We start from the raw sequence: 18,852 nt of genomic DNA, 5'->3' as shown, positions 1-18,852 counted from the left end.
TGGATGCCCGTGAATGGATGCCGGGGAAAATCGTGACGGTTTCGCCTTGCAACGAGAGAGCGAATCGGCCATCATGAGTGAAGGAGGACAAGTTGGAGGGAACAGACATGGAAATGATCGGAATCATTCTCGTCAGCTTGATCTGCGTGGCGATCTTCGGCACGTTTTACCACAGCATCCTTTCCCGCAGAAGCGAAGGAGCTCCCCGCGGATTGCACCGGGCCCGCATGAACCTGTACATGGGTCTGATGTTTCTGTCCATCGGGTTCCTGCAATTCTTCCTTCCGGGCACTTCCCCGCTCCGCATCACGCTGATCCTGCTCATTCTCGCGCTGGGCGCGATCAACCTGTATTACGGATGGAAACGGCTGCGTCTTTACCGCCCACGGCCTTCCCGACCGGAAGAAAACGCGGACTGACGAACGGATGAAAAAAGCCGGTGCACACGCACCGGCATTCTCATTTCGGTCACCGTTCGATGGTATGGGCGGTGAGCAATGCTTTCGCCACCATCTGACCGTCGACGGACATCTCCACGTCGATCTTGGCTTGTTTCCGGCCAAGATCCAGAAGGCGTGGACTGATTTCGACCACACTCTCAATCTGAACGGGCTTCAGGGAATAGAGCGTCAGATTCTGAACCACCAGATCTCCCCGCCGTTGTCGTCTGAGCAATCGAACGGCGGTTTCGGTCATGAGCGAAGTACAGACGCCGGGGCTGAGCGCTCCCAGATAATCGGTCATCTGCGGGGTGATTCTTCCCCTGAACACCGGCAGCCCGTCGCGCTCCAATTCCTCAAACCCCCGGAAAGACAATTCCTGAATCGTTTCACCGATTTGGGGCTGCTTCTGCATGTATTGCAAGGACTTGATCACGTCCTGACGGCTGATGACCCCCAGCAATTTTCTTCCTTCTCCCACCACCGGCAAGAGTTCGATCCCTTCCCAAACCATTTCGTGGGCAACGGAAGCCACTGCCGTCTTCGGGGTGACCACGATGGGGTTGCGGGTCATCGCCTTTTCGATCCGGTCATCGGGACCATACCCCATGACATCCTTGGCCGTCACCATTCCCACCACGCGGTTGTCCCCTTCCACCACCGGATAGCGGCTGTGACCGGTCAGACGAACCAACTCATGGAAGCGGGCGATGGTCTCTTCCACCCTGAGATACACGGGGCGATGATCCTTGGACAGCACGTCTTCCACCAAGAGGATTTCTTTTTTGATCAGTCGATCGTAGATCGCACGATTGATCAAAGAAGCGACCGTAAACGTGTCATAACTGCTGGAAATCACCGGAAGCTCCAGCTTGTCCGCCAAGCTTTTCACGGCATCGGTCGTGTCAAAACCGCCGGTGATCAACACGGCCGCTCCCCGCTCGAGGGAAATGCGGTGGACATTGTCCCGGTTCCCCACGATCAACAGGTTTCCCGGTTCCACGTATCGCATCATGGCCTCCAGCTTCATCGCACCGATCACAAACCGGCTCAGCGTTTTGTGCAGGCCCGCTTTTCCTCCCAGCACCGTCCCGTCCACGATGTTGACCACTTCGGCAAAGGTGAGACGCTCAATGTCGGAGCGTTCCTTTTTTTCAATCCGGACCGTACCCACCCGTTCAATGGTGTTCACAAGTCCCTGCGCTTCGGCTTCCTTGATCGCCCTGTAAGCGGTTCCATCGCTGACGCCCAGCTCCCTGGCAATCTGCCTCACGGAGATCTTGTGTCCCACTTCGAGAGACTCGATATATTGAAGAATTTGTTCGTGCTTGGTGGGCAAACCCATTCCCTTCTTTCTGAACATCTGTTACATATTATTATACCCGGACAGGGAAACAGAAGAAACAAAAAAGGGAGCATTCAAGCAGCTCCTTGTCTTGCGGGGATGAACAGTTGTTGAAATGCGCGTTGCACAGTCAAACCGCCCGGATTCCGCGCGACCTCCTCCGTCTCCGGAACATGCGCTCGTTTTCCAGCCAACGGGCTCTTCGCTCCCGTTCCTGCCTCACGAGTTCCAACCGGCGAAACCGGATCATCTCCCGCACATGGGCCGTGGTGGCAAGTCCGACCGTGCCCAGCCAGGAAAAGGCATACACGCTGTCCGGATCCCATGCCCACTCAAGCGGCAAGTGGGCCAATCCGAACGTGAGCATGGCAAGTCCGCTCGCTGCCCAAAATCTGTGTCGGTTCAACAGAATTCCCCCCCGATTTCCGGGTTTCAATCCATTTTTACGCGGATGCCTGTCCGTTCATGCAAACAAAAAAAGCAAAAAAAAAAGAGACGGTTTCCGGGGCCGTCTCTACCAAAGGGGGTTTTCATCCTGGTTCTATCTTAACGGACACAGATTACAGACCGGTTACAGCAAATTTACATTTACATATCCGTGCAAATTTTTCCGATTTTGGGATCACAGCTCCAGCGTATCCCCGGGTTTCATCACCGTTCCGCCAATTCCCTTTTGCTCCAGTCGGCTCACGAACGCATGGGGATCCTGTTCGATCACCGGGAACGTTCCGTAGTGCATCGGCACGACGTGACGGGCGTTCAACCACTCGGCGGCGATCAATGCGTCTTCCGGGCCCATCGTGTAATTGTCACCGATGGGAAGCAGGGCCAAGTCAACGGGTTCTCCCCGGGAAATCAGTTTCATGTCGGAAAACAGGGCGGTGTCACCGGCGTGATAGATTCTTTTGCCGTCCACGGTGACGAGATATCCGGCCGGGCTGCCGCCATACAACACCTGTCCGTCCGCCTCGATGGCCCCTCCGTGGAGAGCGGGGGTCATTTTCACATGACCGAACTCAAACCGGAACCCGCCGCCGACTCCCATGCCATGAACGTTGACTCCTTTGCCTTGCAGCCACACGGCCAGCTCGTGCGGAGCGATCACCGTGGCCCCGGTCCGGAGCGCAATGGACACCGTGTCTCCCAGATGGTCACCGTGTCCGTGGGTGAGCAGGATCCAGTTCGCGTCGATCTCTTCCGGCTTGACTTTGGCCGACGGATTGCCGGAAAGGAAGGGATCGATCAAGATCCGGTGGGATCCGTGAACCCATTCGAAGCATGAATGGCCATGATATGTAATGCGCATACGGAGACCTCCTTTTCCTTCTTTCCCGGGGAAGATGCGTCATGCCGAGCCGGCCTGCAAGCCGGCCGCATCAAAACCTCCCGGACAGGCTTTTCACCCGTTTCCCCATCCGGCACATCTGTCCCCCCTGCCACTTATCATACCATCATTTTCATCCCCGCAGGATGCTTTCGAAAGCGCTTGCCTCCGGAAACCTGCCAAGCCTGTTTTTTTCACCCCCGAATACTTGCCTACATAGCATACATTAGCATTTCAAGCGGAAGGGGATTCCCATGGGGCAAGCGAGAGTTCAGATCCAAATCCTGCCTGACCATGTCTTCCCGGAAGGTACCCAGCTGATCATGAGCCGGTCCTTGGCAAGCATTCTCAATATCCGCTCCAACCCCTTCCTGATCACGTTCGGAGCGGCTTCCTCCGTTGCCAGGATCGCCGCATCCCGATCGGGCGGCAATCTGATCCGCGTGAGTTCGACGCTGGCCGCGAAGCTGAACATGCATTCCGTTCCGAAGATCCATGCCCGCTTTGATCCCCGGACGTTCCGCTTGCGAATCGGTCCTTTGCTGGGCATCCTCATCAATCCCCAGCCGGATGCCACCGAGGAGCTCCCGTTCGGCGCCATGACCAAATTCATGGAGGAATGCATCTTCGCGGGACATGGTGCAGGTTTGCAGGTCTTTGTGTTCTCTCCGGACAGCCTCGATCTCGAACGGAAATCGGTGCAAGGTTGGATCCGGAACAAGGATCGGTGGATCTCCGTCCGATTGCCGCTCCCCGACGTCGTTTACAACCGTCTCACCTCCCGGAAAGTGGAGCAGCAGGAGTCCGTGCAAACCATGCTCAGCCGAATGAAAAGGATTTATCACATCCCCGTTTTCAATGAACAATTCCTCAACAAAATCGAAGTGTACGACATTCTCGTCAAGGATGAGCAGATTCGGCGGATGCTCCCGGAGACCTGCCGGTTTCACCCGAAATCCGTCAAAGAAATGCTCCTCAGACACCCGATTTTGTACCTGAAACCGAACAACGGTTCTCTCGGCAGCGGAATCTGCCGGGTCAGCCGAGGATCCGGCAAGTGGATCTGCCAATCGGCTTCGCAAAGCGGAATCATCACTCGGGAAACAAAAACGCTCACGGAGATGGTCCACATTCTCCGGCGGCGGGTGGGGAAACAGGATTATCTCCTTCAGCAAGGACTCCAACTGGCCAAATACGACAATCGGCAAGTGGATTTCCGCGTCCTGGTGCAAAAGGACGGCAAGGGAGAATGGAAGATCACGTCCGCCGTCGCCCGGATTGCCAATGACAGCGACATCGTGTCCAATCTGGCAAGGGGAGCCACCATTCGCAAAGCCTCCGAAGTCCTGCCGCTGTTGGGAGCGGCCCGCAAACCTGCGCTGAACGAAATCAGACGGATCGCCGTCGACATCGCCACCACCTTCGAGCGAATCGCCGGCGGCCATTACGCGGAACTCGGCATCGACCTCGCCGTGGACATTCACGGAAACGTCTGGTTGATCGAGATCAACTCCAAACCCTCCAAAACCGATGACACGGTCCTGAATCCGTCGCTCTCCACCCGCCCGTCCGTCCGGAGGTTGCTGGAATACGTTCTTTTTCTTTGCGGAATGGTGACGCGAAATCATTCCCCTCCCCGGTCTCCGAAACGACCGACGAAAGCGCAAAGGAGGAGACCGACATGAGGCGCACAGGGATCGAGACCCTGGGAATCATGATCAGCGAGGAATTGAAGGGAAAACATTCACCATTCACCGAAGCCCCGTACTTCATGCAACTCTCCGAAGAGGGCCGGAGGCTGGGCATTCGCGTCATCGTGTTCGATCCGAAATTCATCGACTGGAAAAGCCGAACCGTTCCCGGCTGGAGCGTCCTGCCGGACCGGAGATGGATTCGGGGAACCGAACCGCTCCCCAAGCTGGTGTATGACCGGATCTATTATCTGGATTCCGCTCATTATCTCAGGTACAAACCGTTTGTGCAGAAAGTGGCGGATGATCCGGGCATCCGTTTGCTCGGCAGGGCGCTCGGCGGCAAGATGCAAACACATGAAATTCTGTCAACCCATCCCGAAATCAAGCCCTTTCTTCCGCCAACCGCCCGGTACCAGACCCCCAAAGACGTTTTGGAACGGTTGGACAAATTCGGAAGCGTCTTGATCAAGCCCAACGGAGGAAGTCACGGACGCGGCGTGGTGGCCATCAACCGAACGGGCGACAAGTGGTGGGTCCGGGGAAGATCAAAAGCCAATCACTCATTTGAAACGTGGTTTTTCAGATTGGACGATTTCCTGCGATGGATCCGGGATTTCATCGGCAACACCCGATATGTGATTCAACCTTTTCTCGATCTGACCACGGCGGACGGCAGACCGTTCGACGTTCGAATCCTCGTTCAGAAGAACGAGCAATTTGCATGGGAGACCACGGGCATGGCCGTCCGGATCGGAAATCCCCGGACCATCACCTCCAATCTCCACGGCGGCGGTCAGGCCGTCAAATTTGAAGAGTTTCTGGCCGGGAACTATGACGAATCTCTTGCAAACACCATCCGGAAAAACATCCGGTTTCTCAGCCGGACCGTCCCTTCACACATCGAGAAAAACCACGGCCCGCTTCTCGAACTGGGCCTTGACGTGGGCATCGACAAGAAAGGGAACGTCTGGATCCTGGAGGTCAATTCCAAACCGGGCCGGACGGTTTTTATTCGCACCGGTGAACTGGACATCCGGAAAAGGGCGGTAAGGCTCCCCATTCTTTATGCCGGTGCCTTACTCGCATCGTCAGGAGGATCCCTATGAATTCGATCATCAGCCATATTCAGATTCATCCGCAAACACCGTCGACAGCCATCGTGATCAGCCGGTCCCTCGCGGATTTGTGGGGATGCGCCAACGGTCAGTCCATCCGGGTGGAATTGGGCAACAAATCCCTGATCACCCGCGTGGTCCGCGGGAAGATCAAAGGGTATCGCATCTTCTTCCACCCCTCCATGGCCCGGCAACTGCTCATTCCCTATACCGGTCAGGTCCGGGTCGCATTCCGCGGAAAAACCCTGAAACTCGGGCCGATCATCGGCATTTTGACCACGGGATTCACGGGAAACCCGGTGACCCCGTTCGGAGTCCGAACCTTCCTGTTCAAGGGATTCATCCAAGGCGGGGAAGAGGAAAAACCGATTACCTACGTGTTCACTCCGGACATGGTCGATTGGCAAAACCGGACGATTTCCGGTTGGTACTATCTACACCACAAAAACGGCTGGCAACCGATCGTCTCACCGTTTCCGGATGTGGTCTACGAACGCGTCCCCAACCGGAAGGCGGAGTCTCTCAGCCACGTCCAGTCATGCCTGAGCCGGCTGCGCGAGTCCTATCATTGCAAGATTTTCAACCAGGGATTTTTCAACAAGTGGTCGATTCACCAACTCCTCAGCAATCACGAAATCACCCGCGAGTTCATACCGGAAACGGTTCTTTCCCCGTCGATCGGCACCCTGCACAAGATGCTGGAGCGCCATTCGATGGTGTATCTGAAACCCAACACGGGAAGTCTGGGCATGGGCATTTTCAGGATCACGCACCATCCCAAGGAAGGATACTATTGCCGGTTCCACCAGGGAACCAAAAACGTGTTGCACCGCTTTCGTTCATTGGAAAAACTGATCAGTCATTATTTCGGAAGCCCCCAGTCGAGCCGCTTCAAAAAGTATCTCGTTCAACAGGGCATCCGGCTCATCCGGCATGAGAACCGACCGGTGGACTTTCGCGTGCACATGCACAAAGACGGATCGGGAGAATGGAAGGTGGTGGCGATCGCCTCAAAAGCCGCCGGATCCGGATGTGTCACCACGCATGTTCGCACCGGAGGATCCATCCTTCCCACCGATGAACTGCTCGCCAAAACATTCCGGGAAAACGCCCGCAGCGTGGAAGCCTCCATCAGAAACGCGGCCATCCTCATCGCCCGCGCGCTGGAAGAACAGGTCAACGGCCCGCTGGGAGAACTCGGAATGGACATGGGGGTCGACCACAGCGGAAGAGTCTGGCTGTTTGAAGTCAATTCAAAACCCGGACGCCATATCTTTCAGCACCCGAGTTACAAAGATGCGGGAAGAAAATCCGCAAAATACATCACCGATTACAGCCTGAAACTGGCGGAATTCATATGAAGGAGGGACTCCGGTGAACAAACCCGATGAAGGCATGATGATCCATGAACAAAACATCCTGTTGTTGTCCGCCCTCCACCGTCACCGGCGAACCTTTGGATTCCCCGGAATGTTCCCGGTCATCCCCGCGGATCGTTTGAAATCCGCAACCCCGGCTCAACCCGGCATGTCAAAAGCCGAACGGGCCGGCAGCCGGACGACGGGGAGCAGACCATCCGGAGACACCGCAAACAGACCCGTGATCGCCATCCTCGCCGCGGACGGCGGCGCTCCCTTTCACGGAAATCACCGAAACTTCGTCGACATCATTCGCACGGGGAGAAAAATGGGAGTGACCGTGTTTGTTCTCACGCCGGGAGGGATCCGTCCGGATTCGGACACGGTCTTTGGCTATCAACTTGATCACCGGAGACGGAACCCCCGTTGGATCCCCGTCAAAATGCCGTTTCCCGACGTGGTTTACAACCGGGTTCCCAACCGCCGGTCCGAACGATCCCGGGAAGTGCAGGAAGCCTTCCGCATCATCCGTGAAAAACCGGGAGTCCATCTGTTCAATCCCGGCTTCTTCGACAAGTGGACCCTCTACAATCAGCTGCGAACCTCCCCCCGGCTCAGTGCTCATCTGCCGAACACTTTTCGATTGGACGGTTTCGATACCCTGAAACGGATGGCCTCCTCTCATCGGGTGATCTATCTCAAACCGGTCGAAGGCAAAGCGGGCATCGGGATGATGAGAATCACTCTCGGCAGAGACGGAGTGGAACTGATCCACCAAGGAGCCCGGGAAAAAAACCGGATGATCAAACCGGATCTGGCCGGCTTGTGGCCGCAAATCCGAAAACTTGCCCAACAACGCCCCTACATCGTCCAACAGGGCATTCCTCTCGCCCGATTCCGGAACCGTCCCTTCGACGTCCGGATGCTGTTGCAAAAAGACTTGAACGGCGAGTGGGGAGTCACCGGCGTCGGCATTCGGGTGGCGGGTGAAACCTCCATCTCCACGCACGTGCCGATGGGAGGACGGATCGAAAGCACGCACGTCGTGTTTCAAGAGGTATTCGGCGACCGGGCTGACGAGACCTTGGACTCCGCGCGGAATCTGGGACTTTCGATTGCCCGGTTCATCGAAGAAAAGCAACCGTCCCCTCTCGGAGAAATGTCCATTGACATGGGCGTGGAAAATAACGGAACCCTGTGGTTTTTCGAAGCAAACGCCAAACCGATGAAATTTGACGAGCCGGAGATCCGGGAAAAATCCCTCCGCCGTCTGATCGAGTACTCGATGTATCTGAGCAAAGCCGAACGACAACGGGAGGGATCAGAATGATCACCATCCGGCGGATCTCTCCCGGCGAGTTGCCGAAAGTGCGTCACGTCATCGTCCGGTTCATGAAGCTCCACGGAGACGGCCGGATCACCCATCGCGCTCTCCGATGGCTGAGCCGGCTCACGCCGGAGAATGTCCCGGAGGGAACCTGGATTGCGGCCGCTCTGGAAAAAAACCGGCTGGTCGGCGTGATCGCATTCGGTCGTTTCGGCATTGATGAATCATTCATCGCCGTACACCCCTCCAAACGAAACCAAGGAGTGGGAGAAGCCTTGCTCCGGGAAGCGATGAACCATCTGGACAAAATCTACACCCGTGTGGCCTGCGACAACATCCCCAGCCTGAAACTCTGCTTTTCCTGCGGGCTCAAAGCATTCAACCTGTTCAAGGGACCGACGGGCAAACCGACGTTGTGGCTCGGCTGGGGAAATTACCACCCGGATGAAATCAAGAGATGAGCGCCCGACCCCGAGCTCTTTCTTGAACGGAAAGGGCTTGGGGTTTTCCGCCGGAGACGGGATCCACCTTCCGCCACCGAAGCCCCGGCCTTTTGCACTCCTTGGGCTGACATTGAATATAAAGGGTACAGATGCCAATCCTTCAAGGAAAGGATGACCCCACATGCGTAACAAAAAGCCTCAGCCTCCAAAAAGAAAGCCACGAAGCCGACCCTTCAACGACGAAGTCTATCTGAACGAACTGATCCGGCAGGATCTGGAGCAATCGGAACGAAGCAGGGACATTTCTCTCCATCCGCCTTCCCCTTTGACACCTGAGGTTCAGCCGTCTGAAGATCGGCCGGTTGAAAAGCCGGCGGAACCTCCGCGCAAAAAGGTCGAAGAAAGGAAGAAACGCATTTACACGGATGATCTGACCGATCTGTCGGTCACCACGGAAAAAATCGCGGATCAAGCCGTGGACGGAGCCAAAATCAAAACCGGAACGATCCGGACCCACCACATCGAACCCGCTTCCATCACCGAAATCCTTCTCGCCCCCGAATCCGTCACTCCGCCGAAAATCGCTCCCAAATCGATCAAGGAACACCATCTGGACGACGACGCGATCAGCGGCGAGAAAATCCGTCGCGAAACCATCGAAGGCCGGCATTTCCGCGACAACGGAATCCCGGGAAGCAAGCTGGTCGACCACAGCATCGAAGGCACCAAACTGAAAGAAAGGTCCATTCTGGGACACCACCTGGGTTTGGGACAAATCCAGGCCGAACATTTGGCAGACCAGGTGATCAGCGGACAAAAACTGAAAAGCGCCACCATTCAAACCCATCATTTGGTGAATGATGCCGTCAATACCTCCAAACTGGCCGATGATGCCGTATCGGAAACCAAAATCCAGCAGCATGCGGTCACCCATGACAAACTCGCCGACGAAGCGGTGACGGCCGACAAAATCGCCCCGGGCGCCATCAAAACCCATCACTTGGGAGAACTGTCCATTTCTTCCCAACACCTCGGAAAAGGTTCCATCACCCGCGACAATCTTGCGGAACGGTCGATCGGCCCGGAACACCTCGACCACGAGGCCGTCCATTCCCGACATCTCGCTCCCGGTGCCGTCAGGGAAGGGCATTTGGCAGACCAGTGCGTGTCCCACCGGCATCTCATGCCCGACAGCATCCGTCCGGACATGATCCAAGAACGGAGCATTCATTCCAAACATCTGACATCGCGCATCATCCTTGAAGAACACTTGACCGAAAATCTGGTGGGCGGCGAGCATATCCGCCCCGGAGCCATCTCGGAGCAACACATCGCCAACCACTCGATCACCGGTTCAAAACTGCTGGATCACTCCATCACCACGTCCAAAATTTCTCCGGAATCGATCTCGACCGACAAGATCATCGATTATGCCATCACTTCCGCGAAATTGGGCGAATGTTCCGTCACCTCTTCCAAAATTGAACCCGGAAGCATCCAAACCAATCACTTGGGCGACCGGATCATCGCGGGCAAACATATCGGTTATGAGCAAGTCGAAGCCCAACATCTCCGAAACGGGGCCGTCACCGGTGACAAACTCGCCTCGGAATCCGTCAGCGGCCGTCACATTCAACGCGAATGCATTGAAAAGCGTCATATCTCGGAACAAGCGATCAGCACCCATCATCTCGTCGATCAATCGGTCACCGCCGAAAAACTGGCCGCGGAATCCGTGCACGCCGAACATCTTTCGACCGGGAGCGTAAGATCCGTCCATCTGGCCGAAGGATCCGTGAAGGGAAGCCATATTCGCAGCGGCGAAATCGGAGAACATCATTTGCAAAACGGAGCGGTCACCCGCGACAAGATCGAACCGGACGCCATTGAATCCCGGCATATCGGAGAGCAGGCCGTACTTGCCACGCATATCGCTCCGGGACAAATCAGCGGCGTTCATCTGGAGGACGGGATCATCCGGGATTTTCATTTGACGGATGAATGCGTCACCACGGAAAAATTGGCTCCCGAATCCGTCCGATCGCTGCATCTTTCTGCCGATTGCATCCATACCGATCATCTCGCCGACGAAGCCGTGACGGGAAGCAAAATCCGTGAGAATGAAATCGCCGGGCACCATTTGCAAAACGGTGCCGTCACCGGTGACAAGATCGAACCGGGCACCATCGAATCCAGGCACATCGGGGACCGGGTCGTTCTGTCCCCCCACATCGCTCCGGGACAAATCGGCGGAGTCCATCTGCAAGACGGTGTCATTCGGGAGTTCCATTTGACGGACGGATGTGTCACTGCGGAAAAACTGGCTCCCGAGTCCGTCCGCACCGAACACCTGGCCGAAACGTCGATCACATCCGACAAGATCGCCCACGGACAGATTGAAACGCACCATCTCACCGACCAATCCGTCACCGCCGGAAAACTGGCCAGGGAATCCGTCCAATCGATTCATCTCTCCGAGGGATGTGTGAAAAACGACCATCTCGCCGATGAATCCGTGACGGGAAGCAAAATCCGCGAGGGAGAAATCGGGGAGCACCACTTGCAAAACGGAGCCGTCACCCGAGACAAAATCGGGCCGGGCACCATCCATTCCCTGCACATCGGGGACCGGGTCGTCTTGTCGCCTCACATCGCTCCGGGACAAATCGGCGGAGTCCATCTGCAAGACGGTGTCATCCGGGAGTTCCATTTGACGGATGAATGCGTCACTGCGGAAAAACTGGCCCCCGGCGCCGTCCGGACGGAACATATCGCCGACGGATCCATCGGTCCGGAAAAACTGAGCTTTGATCTGCACCAACTCGTCGGGGAGTCCCCTCCCGCATTCGGAGCACGCTTTGCCACCTGTGCCGGCGTCTGCGAATTCCGTCTGGACGAGGAACATGCCGAAACCCTGCTGAAAATCCCGCTCAGCGAACCCGTTCCGTTCCCCTACATCGTGGTGGCCATGACGGATCAGCCTTTCTGTCACGCCAGCCTGTTCCACCTGGAGAAAGAGCAGTTCACCCTGCACATTCATCGCACCGATCAAACCAACGTCCCCCTTGTCGGGCACGTGTTCTGGATCGCATCTCCGTTGTCTCCCGATTTCACTCTCCCCTGGCTCTTCCAACCGGTTCAGGCAGCCCCGGAGAACGAGACCAAAGAAGCCCTTACCGCCACCATTTCGTCGGGTACGGACGGGGCCACGGAGCCGTTCGTCGCTGAAGACCTTGCCCCCGAAACCCCGGCACCTTTGGAAGATGACCCGGAACGATCCGAAGTTCAGGACGCATCATCCGCGGATCCCTCCGATCAGGCGGAGGCTCACTCCGCACCGGCGAATCATTCCGAAGAAGGGGAAGTCTGACAAAAAAACTCCGGAGACGCTCCCGTCCCCGGAGTCCATTTGTTTTTTCGGGGTTCATCTTCAGACAAACCGCCGCGTGCATTTCGTCCCGTTGTAGCAGAAAACGACCGGACGATCCTCGATCACGGTTTCCAGGTGAACCGACCTTCCCCACAGCGCGTATACGTGCGGAAGCGTCTTCTCCAAGTATTTGATGTCCAGCTCGATCCCCTCATAACGGTGAATGAGGTACAATTCCCCGTTTTGCAGGTAATCCCCGTCCTGCACGAGAATCACCGGGTGTCCGCCGTTGATCCGGCCGGCCACCAGCTGATCCCGGACAACGGTCCAGTCTTTGTCCGTGATCGTCCATTCGTTGCCTTTTTTCTGGAACACGTAGAGATCCAGGTCCTCGACCAGTTCCTTGGTCAGATAATTCCTGAGGAATGAAATGTCCGATTCCAGCTCGCGAACCTCAAAAATCTTTTTCCGCCCCTGCCCCGGCTTCCTCCCCAATTCTTTCTGCTCCTGTTCCGTCGGATGATCATAGCGTCGTTCAATATCCTCAAAAATCTTCAAACCCAGATAATACGGGTTGATCGATGTGGATGACGGTTGAAGCACCGACGCGTTCAACCTGGCGTACTCGATCGTCTCCGCTTCGTTCAAGTCCAGCTCGCGCATGATCCTGATGTGCCAATAGCTGGCCCATCCTTCATTCATGATCTTTGTTTCGAGTTGCGGCCAGAAGTACAACATCTCGTTGCGTACGATGGTGATGATGTCTTGCTGCCACTCTTCCAGAACGCGGCTGTTTTCCATGATGAACAAAAGCAAATCTTTTTCGGGGGTTTCGGGAAACCGGCGCTTGACGGGACGAGGCGCGGGCGGTGCCGACCTTTCCCCATCCAGTTTCCACAGATCATCGTACGGAGAGGTTTTCACCGGTTTCCCGGCAGGCTTCCGGTCTTTGATTCTTCGCTGCCTGTTGACGGCGTCGATCAGGCTGGGGTTCACGTGTTCCTGAATGGCCAGGACATGATCCAGAAAGGTTTCCACGGTCTCCTTGCCGTACTTGAGCTCGTATCCACGGATCCTTTCCGCGCTCGCCGCCATGGTTTCCACCATGTCTCGGGGCGTGTTGGAGAATCGGACGTTGTTCTTGAAAAAATCGGAGTGCGCCAACACGTGGGCCACGATCAGTTTGTTTTGCGTGAGGCTGTTCCCTTTCAGCAAAAAGGCGTAACACGGATCCGAATTGATCACCAGCTCGTAAATCTTGCTCAGGTTGAGATCATACTGAAGCTTCATTTTGTGAAATGCCTTGCCGAAGCTCCAGTGAGAAAAACGCGTGGGCATTCCGTACGCACCGAACGTGTATATGATATCCGCCGGACAAATTTCATATCGCATCTCGAAAAAATCGAGTCCGAATCCTTTGGCGATCTCCGTGATTTCATGGATCGCCCGTTCGAGCTCCTTCCGTTCATCCGCATTCATCACGGCATCCCCACTTTCTCCGGTAGTGGTCTTCCGGAATCCGACTGACACAGGCACCTTGCGGATGCCGGGGGTGCACGGAACCGGCGCCCGCATCAGGCAACCGGGTCTTTCTGCCATTTCATGCAGACGGGCCGTATTTCGGCACAGCCGGTTTCCCGGGTCCCGCGTCCGTTTTTCCGTTCGTGGATGGTTCGCCTTTTCACGGAATTCCTCCCCGGACCATCCGGTCCGTCTTTTCTCCGTCGGCGTCCCCGAACGGTGTCCCCGGGCGGGATCCGGCTTCACCCAACCAAAGGTGTTAGTCTAATTGTACAGAATTTTCTATAAAAATTCAAGATGTTTCCAGCAAATCTCCAGTATTTGTTTCCGTGTTCACCTTCATCCGCTTCGTGACATAAAATTGGATTGACACCGGATATGTTCAGCGATATACTTGCTACGTCACAAGCGAATATCCGTTTGTCGCTTATCTCTGTTAGGTGAGGTTCCTGAACGGAGACACGCTACTGCCCAAAAATGTCGAGAGACGCCAATGGGTCAGCAGGAAAGATCGGAAGGAAGGTCTTTTCTAATGTAGCTGGTCTTTGGACCTATGCCGTTCAGTGCCAAAGCTCAAATGAGGGAGATAGGCACGCAGGCTCATGTCCGTTTGCAGGCAGGAGCCCGTTTGTGCATGCCCCCTCTTTTGAGTGCGGGTTTTTTTTATGAAACGAAAAAGGGGGGAAACGCATGAACCAAGCACTTGCCCGCCAAGAGATCGTTTCGGTGTTGCAGTCACCCGCGAAGGGAGCCCGGTTGCTGGAACTCCTGGAACAGCTGCAACCCCGCGACCTGTCGGAAATCCTGCTGGAAATGGAGACGTCCGACCAACTGGAACTCATCCAGCGGTTGCCGATCCCGGATGCGGCCGAAACCCTCGAATACCTCGAGCCGGAACACCAATACCGCATCCTGCGCCATCTGGATGATTCGATGGCTTCTCCGCTCCTCAAGCAAATGTCGAGCGACACGGTGGTCGACATGCTCCTGGCCGTTCATCCCCTGCAGGCGGAACAGATGCTCCGGCTCCTGCCCGATGATTACCGGGCAAAAATCAACAAATTGATGGAATATCCGGAGTATACGGCCGGCAGTCTGATGACGGTGGACTACATTTCCGCCAGAGCCCATTGGTCGGGTGAGCAGACCCTCCGTCACATCCGCAAGGTGGGGCATGAAGCCGAGATCATTTCCTACATCTACGTCACCGGCTCGCGCGGAGAACTGGTCGGCGTGGTGTCGTTGAAAGAAGTGATCCTCGCCCACCCGCAAACCCGTCTCTCGGACATCGCCACGACCGATGTCATTTCCGTTCCGGCGGAAATGGAGCAGGAAGAAGTGGCCAAAGTTCTTTCACGTTACAGCTTCGTGGCCTTGCCGGTGGTGGATCATCGTCAGCGACTGGTCGGGATCATCACATACGACGACGTGGTGGAAGTCATCCAGGACGAAGCCACGGAAGACATTCACAAGCTCGGTGGAAGCCAGCCGCTCGATGAACCGTATTTCAAAACTTCGATCTGGGAGCTGTTCAAAAAACGGATCGTCTGGCTGATGGTCCTGTTCGTGGGCGGCGCTTACACGGCCAACGTGCTCGAGAGCTACCAGGGAGTTCTCGACCGGGTGGTGGCCCTGTCCTTCTTCATCCCGCTCCTGATCGGCACCGGCGGGAACACGGGATCCCAGATCGTCACCACATTGGTGCGGGCACTGGGCGTGGGTGAAGTCAAATTCACCGACCTGCTGAAAGTGATTCGCAAGGAAGCGGTCACCGGCTTGCTTTTGGGCGTTTCGCTCGGCGTGATCGGGTATGTTCGGGCGGCGACGATGGGCGTGGATGCGTCGATCGGAACCGTCGTGGCCCTGTCGGCTCTGTTCATCGTCCTGTGGGCCTCACTGGTCTCCGCGGTATTGCCGTTGGTTCTGCACCGTCTGAACATCGACCCGGCAGTCGTCTCCGGACCGATGATCACCACCTTGGTGGACGGAACCGGGCTGATCATCTACCTGAGCTTCGCCCAAGTGATTTTGCAGCTCTGAAAATCCAAACGAATAGAGGTGGAACCTGTTTTGAGTACCGACAACAGTAGTGAGCAGAAGACCAAGGCAGGCGTTTCCTGAAGTTTTCCGGAAGACCGTCACACGGAAAACGGGGAATGCCTGCCTTGAATCATGGATCCGGACCATGTTGAAACCAAATCCCTTATGCGGAAAATATTGTTAAGATTAATTTAATTCATAAAATTTATGTTGAATCCAAAGGAATTTCTGACGAATTTGTCGAAATAGTTTCCCGAGCGCCTTTCGACAACCGATTATTTCGATCTCCTTCAAAAACATCATCGCCGGCGCCTCCCCTGACCGAAGGGGCCCACATCCATCTCAGAAGGAAGGAGAGCCACGGTTCCATGTTCAAACGATTGTTCAGCCTGGGGCTGGTCGCGGTCCTGGTGTTCACCCTCATTCCGGGGGTTGTGTTCGGGAAAGCGGCAGACGCTCCGTCCAAGCCGAAGACGGAATTGCGTGAAGTCGGCTTCTACAAAATCCGAGGTGTCACCACCAAGGAACATCGGACCGCCATCACCCGGACCGGAGCCGCGATCGACGGAATCGAACCCGATGCCGTCTATGTGACGGCCACGCTCTCGGAAGTTCGCCAACTCCGGAAAAGCGGATTCAATCCCGAACCGGTGCTGGGTGCGCAAGATTTCCCGTCGTATGATTCCGGTTACCACAACTACAACGAAATGGTCAACAAAATCAACACGATCGTTGCCTCCAAACCGAACATCGTGTCGAAGTTCAGCATCGGGAAATCTTACGAAAACCGGGATCTCTGGGCAGTGAAAATCTCCGACAACGTCAACATTGACGAGAATGAACCCGAAGTTCTCTACGTCTCCCTGCATCATGCCCGTGAGCATCTGACCGTGGAGATGGCCCTGTATCTCCTCGAGTTGTTCGTGAACAATTACGGAACCGATTCCCGCATCACCAACATCGTCAACAACCGTGAAATCTTCATCGTGTTCAACCTGAACCCTGACGGCGGCGAGTACGACATCGCGACGGGAAGCTACCGGTACTGGCGCAAAAACCGGCAGCCCAATTCCGGCTCCAGCTATGTGGGAACCGACCTGAACCGCAACTACGGTTACAAGTGGGGCTGCTGCGGCGGTTCCAGCGGTAGCCCGTCAAGCGAAACCTATCGCGGATCCGCTCCGTTCTCCGCACCGGAAACGGCCCGCCTGCGCGACTTCATCAACAGCCGCGTCGTCGGCGGCAAACAGCAAATCAAAGCGGCCATCTCGTTCCATACTTACAGCGAGCTGATTCTCTGGCCGTACGGTTACACCTACACCGACGTTCCGTCCGACATGACCGCGGATGATTACAACGTGTTCAGAACGATGGGACAAGCCATGGCCCAAACCAACGGTTACACTCCGATGCAGGCCAGCGATCTCTACATCACCGACGGGGACATGGCCGACTGGGCATACGGCACGCACAAAATCTTCGCATACACGTTCGAAATGTATCCGCGCAGCTCCAATCCCGGATTCTACCCGCCGGATGAAGTGATCGCCCGTGAAACCTCCCGCAACCGGGAAGCGGTCCTCTATCTCGCCGAACAGGCGGATTGCCCGTACCGGGTCATCGGCAAACAGGCCCAATATTGTCAGTGACACAAAAAACCGGTTCCTTGTCTTTCATGTGCCTCCCCGAATCTTCGGCGAGGCTTTTTTGTCAGAAGGCCGGAAGGCCCCCTCCTCGCGGTTTGTCCCGCTTTCCGTCTTTCCGGAAACGGCTTGAAACAGGTACGATAATGAATGAAGGAATCTTGTCATACAGGGAGGGACATTGCATGACCTTGATGCGCGCGCAAGTGATCCGGCGGTTCGGCGGTCCGGACGTGTTCGAGCCCGCCGAACTGCCGAAACCGGAAGTCCTGCCCGGCCATGTGTTGATCCGCGTGGCGGCCACCAGCGTAAACCCGATCGACCAGAAAATCCGCAGCGGAATGGTCCCCGCCCTGGCCCCCGATCTCCCGGCCGTTCTTCACGGGGATGTGGCCGGCGTGATTGAAGCGGTCGGAGAAGGAGTGAAAGAGTTCAAAGAAGGCGACCATGTTTTTGCGTGTGCCGGCGGCTTCAAAAACACCCGCGGCGGAGCGCTGGCCGATTATCTGTTGGCCCCGGCCTCTCTCGTGGCCTTGAAGCCGAAAAACCTTTCCTGGCGGGAAGCGGCCGCACTGCCGCTCGTCACGATCACCGCCTGGGAAGCACTGTATGAACGGGCGCGCATCCGGCCCGGACAAAGCGTATTGGTGCACGGAGGAACCGGAGGCGTCGGTCACGTGGCCGTACAGCTGGCCAAAGCGGCGGGCGCCCGGGTGTTCACCACCGTTTCCACTCCGGAGAAAGCGGAATGGGCCAAGAAGCTCGGCGCGGACGAAATCATCCCGTACCGCGAGAAACAAGTGACCGAGTATGTCAAGGAATGCACCGGCGGGAAAGGGTTTGACGTGGTGTTTGACACCGTCGGCGGAGCCAACATCGACCGGTCCTTTGAGGCGGTCAAAATCGGCGGAACCGTCGTCGGCATCGCCACCCGATCCACGCATGACCTCACCCCGATGCACAGCAAAGGACTCACTCTTCACGTGGTGTTCATGATCCTCCCCGTTCTCACGGGAGAAGGTCTGGAACGGCACGGCGCCATTTTGCGCGAAGCGGCCAAACTGGTCGAGGAACAAAAATTGAAGCCTCTCCTGGACCCGACGGACTTCAAGGTGTCACAGGTGGCGGATGCCCATCGGAGACTGGAATCGGGACAAATGATCGGAAAGATCACCCTGATGAACGATTCATTCTGACATTCCGCTTCTTCTCAAACGAAAGATCCCGGTCTC

14 protein-coding genes and 1 riboswitch are annotated in these 18,852 nt (G+C 56.2%); of the genes, 10 read left to right on the top strand and 4 right to left on the bottom strand.

Annotated features, from left to right (window positions below):
• Nucleotides 1-107: 107 nt before the first annotated feature.
• Nucleotides 108-419 (top strand): YtpI family protein, encoded by a 312-nt coding sequence (locus EG886_RS03885; protein ID WP_124726913.1) that lies wholly within the window; start codon nucleotides 108-110, stop codon nucleotides 417-419.
• A 49-nt stretch (nucleotides 420-468) separates the two neighbouring features.
• Here EG886_RS03885 and EG886_RS03880 read toward each other — a convergent pair whose 3' ends face one another.
• The 3 genes from EG886_RS03880 to EG886_RS03870 all read right to left on the bottom strand — a co-directional run bounded on the left by EG886_RS03880 (nucleotide 469) and on the right by EG886_RS03870 (nucleotide 3,091).
• Complete coding sequence (locus tag EG886_RS03880) at nucleotides 469-1,785, bottom strand: DRTGG domain-containing protein (protein ID WP_124726912.1); 1,317 nt, start codon at nucleotides 1,783-1,785, stop codon at nucleotides 469-471.
• A gap of 130 nt (nucleotides 1,786-1,915) precedes the next feature.
• The gene (locus EG886_RS03875) at nucleotides 1,916-2,191 is read right to left on the bottom strand and encodes a hypothetical protein (RefSeq protein ID WP_124726911.1); all 276 of its coding nucleotides are present in this window, start codon (nucleotides 2,189-2,191) and stop codon (nucleotides 1,916-1,918) included.
• A gap of 216 nt (nucleotides 2,192-2,407) precedes the next feature.
• The gene (locus EG886_RS03870) at nucleotides 2,408-3,091 is read right to left on the bottom strand and encodes a metal-dependent hydrolase (protein ID WP_124726910.1); all 684 of its coding nucleotides are present in this window, start codon (nucleotides 3,089-3,091) and stop codon (nucleotides 2,408-2,410) included.
• Nucleotides 3,092-3,363: 272 nt separating this feature from the next.
• Here EG886_RS03870 and EG886_RS03865 point away from each other — a divergent pair, with 272 nt between their 5' ends.
• The 6 genes from EG886_RS03865 (at nucleotide 3,364) to EG886_RS03840 (ending at nucleotide 12,416) form a co-directional block, all read left to right on the top strand.
• Nucleotides 3,364-4,794, top strand: coding sequence for a YheC/YheD family endospore coat-associated protein (locus EG886_RS03865; RefSeq protein ID WP_124726909.1), 1,431 nt, complete (start codon nucleotides 3,364-3,366; stop codon nucleotides 4,792-4,794).
• Nucleotides 4,791-5,909 (top strand): YheC/YheD family endospore coat-associated protein, encoded by a 1,119-nt coding sequence (locus EG886_RS03860; RefSeq protein WP_124726908.1) that lies wholly within the window; start codon nucleotides 4,791-4,793, stop codon nucleotides 5,907-5,909. Before EG886_RS03865 ends, EG886_RS03860 begins: the two co-directional genes overlap by 4 nt.
• Nucleotides 5,906-7,279 (top strand): YheC/YheD family endospore coat-associated protein, encoded by a 1,374-nt coding sequence (locus EG886_RS03855; RefSeq protein ID WP_124726907.1) that lies wholly within the window; start codon nucleotides 5,906-5,908, stop codon nucleotides 7,277-7,279. Before EG886_RS03860 ends, EG886_RS03855 begins: the two co-directional genes overlap by 4 nt.
• 13 nt (nucleotides 7,280-7,292) lie before the next feature.
• Nucleotides 7,293-8,606, top strand: coding sequence for a YheC/YheD family endospore coat-associated protein (locus EG886_RS03850; protein ID WP_124726906.1), 1,314 nt, complete (start codon nucleotides 7,293-7,295; stop codon nucleotides 8,604-8,606).
• Nucleotides 8,603-9,064 (top strand): GNAT family N-acetyltransferase, encoded by a 462-nt coding sequence (locus EG886_RS03845; protein ID WP_124726905.1) that lies wholly within the window; start codon nucleotides 8,603-8,605, stop codon nucleotides 9,062-9,064. The genes EG886_RS03850 and EG886_RS03845 overlap by 4 nt, the downstream gene beginning before the upstream one ends.
• Before the next feature lie 163 nt (nucleotides 9,065-9,227).
• The gene (locus EG886_RS03840; protein ID WP_124726904.1) at nucleotides 9,228-12,416 is read left to right on the top strand and encodes a WIAG-tail domain; all 3,189 of its coding nucleotides are present in this window, start codon (nucleotides 9,228-9,230) and stop codon (nucleotides 12,414-12,416) included.
• Between the two features lie 60 nt (nucleotides 12,417-12,476).
• Here the strand turns inward: EG886_RS03840 and EG886_RS03835 are convergent, their stop codons facing one another.
• A complete protein-coding gene (locus EG886_RS03835) occupies nucleotides 12,477-13,895 on the bottom strand; it encodes a SpoVR family protein (protein ID WP_124726903.1) in 1,419 nt (472 codons plus the stop codon).
• A 467-nt stretch (nucleotides 13,896-14,362) separates the two neighbouring features.
• Nucleotides 14,363-14,529, top strand: a riboswitch (M-box (ykoK) riboswitch).
• A 98-nt stretch (nucleotides 14,530-14,627) separates the two neighbouring features.
• On the opposite strand from EG886_RS03835, the gene mgtE reads away from it, so the two are divergent.
• The 3 genes from mgtE (at nucleotide 14,628) to EG886_RS03820 (ending at nucleotide 18,816) form a co-directional block, all read left to right on the top strand.
• Nucleotides 14,628-15,977 (top strand): magnesium transporter, encoded by a 1,350-nt coding sequence (gene mgtE / locus EG886_RS03830; protein ID WP_124726902.1) that lies wholly within the window; start codon nucleotides 14,628-14,630, stop codon nucleotides 15,975-15,977.
• Nucleotides 15,978-16,345: 368 nt separating this feature from the next.
• Complete coding sequence (locus EG886_RS03825; RefSeq protein ID WP_124726901.1) at nucleotides 16,346-17,626, top strand: M14 family metallopeptidase; 1,281 nt, start codon at nucleotides 16,346-16,348, stop codon at nucleotides 17,624-17,626.
• A gap of 188 nt (nucleotides 17,627-17,814) precedes the next feature.
• Nucleotides 17,815-18,816, top strand: coding sequence for a zinc-dependent alcohol dehydrogenase family protein (locus EG886_RS03820; protein WP_124728646.1), 1,002 nt, complete (start codon nucleotides 17,815-17,817; stop codon nucleotides 18,814-18,816).
• Nucleotides 18,817-18,852: the final 36 nt, after the last annotated feature.

The sequence above is a fragment of the Staphylospora marina genome (genome assembly GCF_003856495.1).
Classification (GTDB): domain Bacteria; phylum Bacillota; class Bacilli; order Thermoactinomycetales; family Thermoactinomycetaceae; genus Staphylospora; species Staphylospora marina.
Note: the sequence above shows the minus strand (reverse complement) of the source record. Positions and strands in the feature narration are given on the sequence as shown.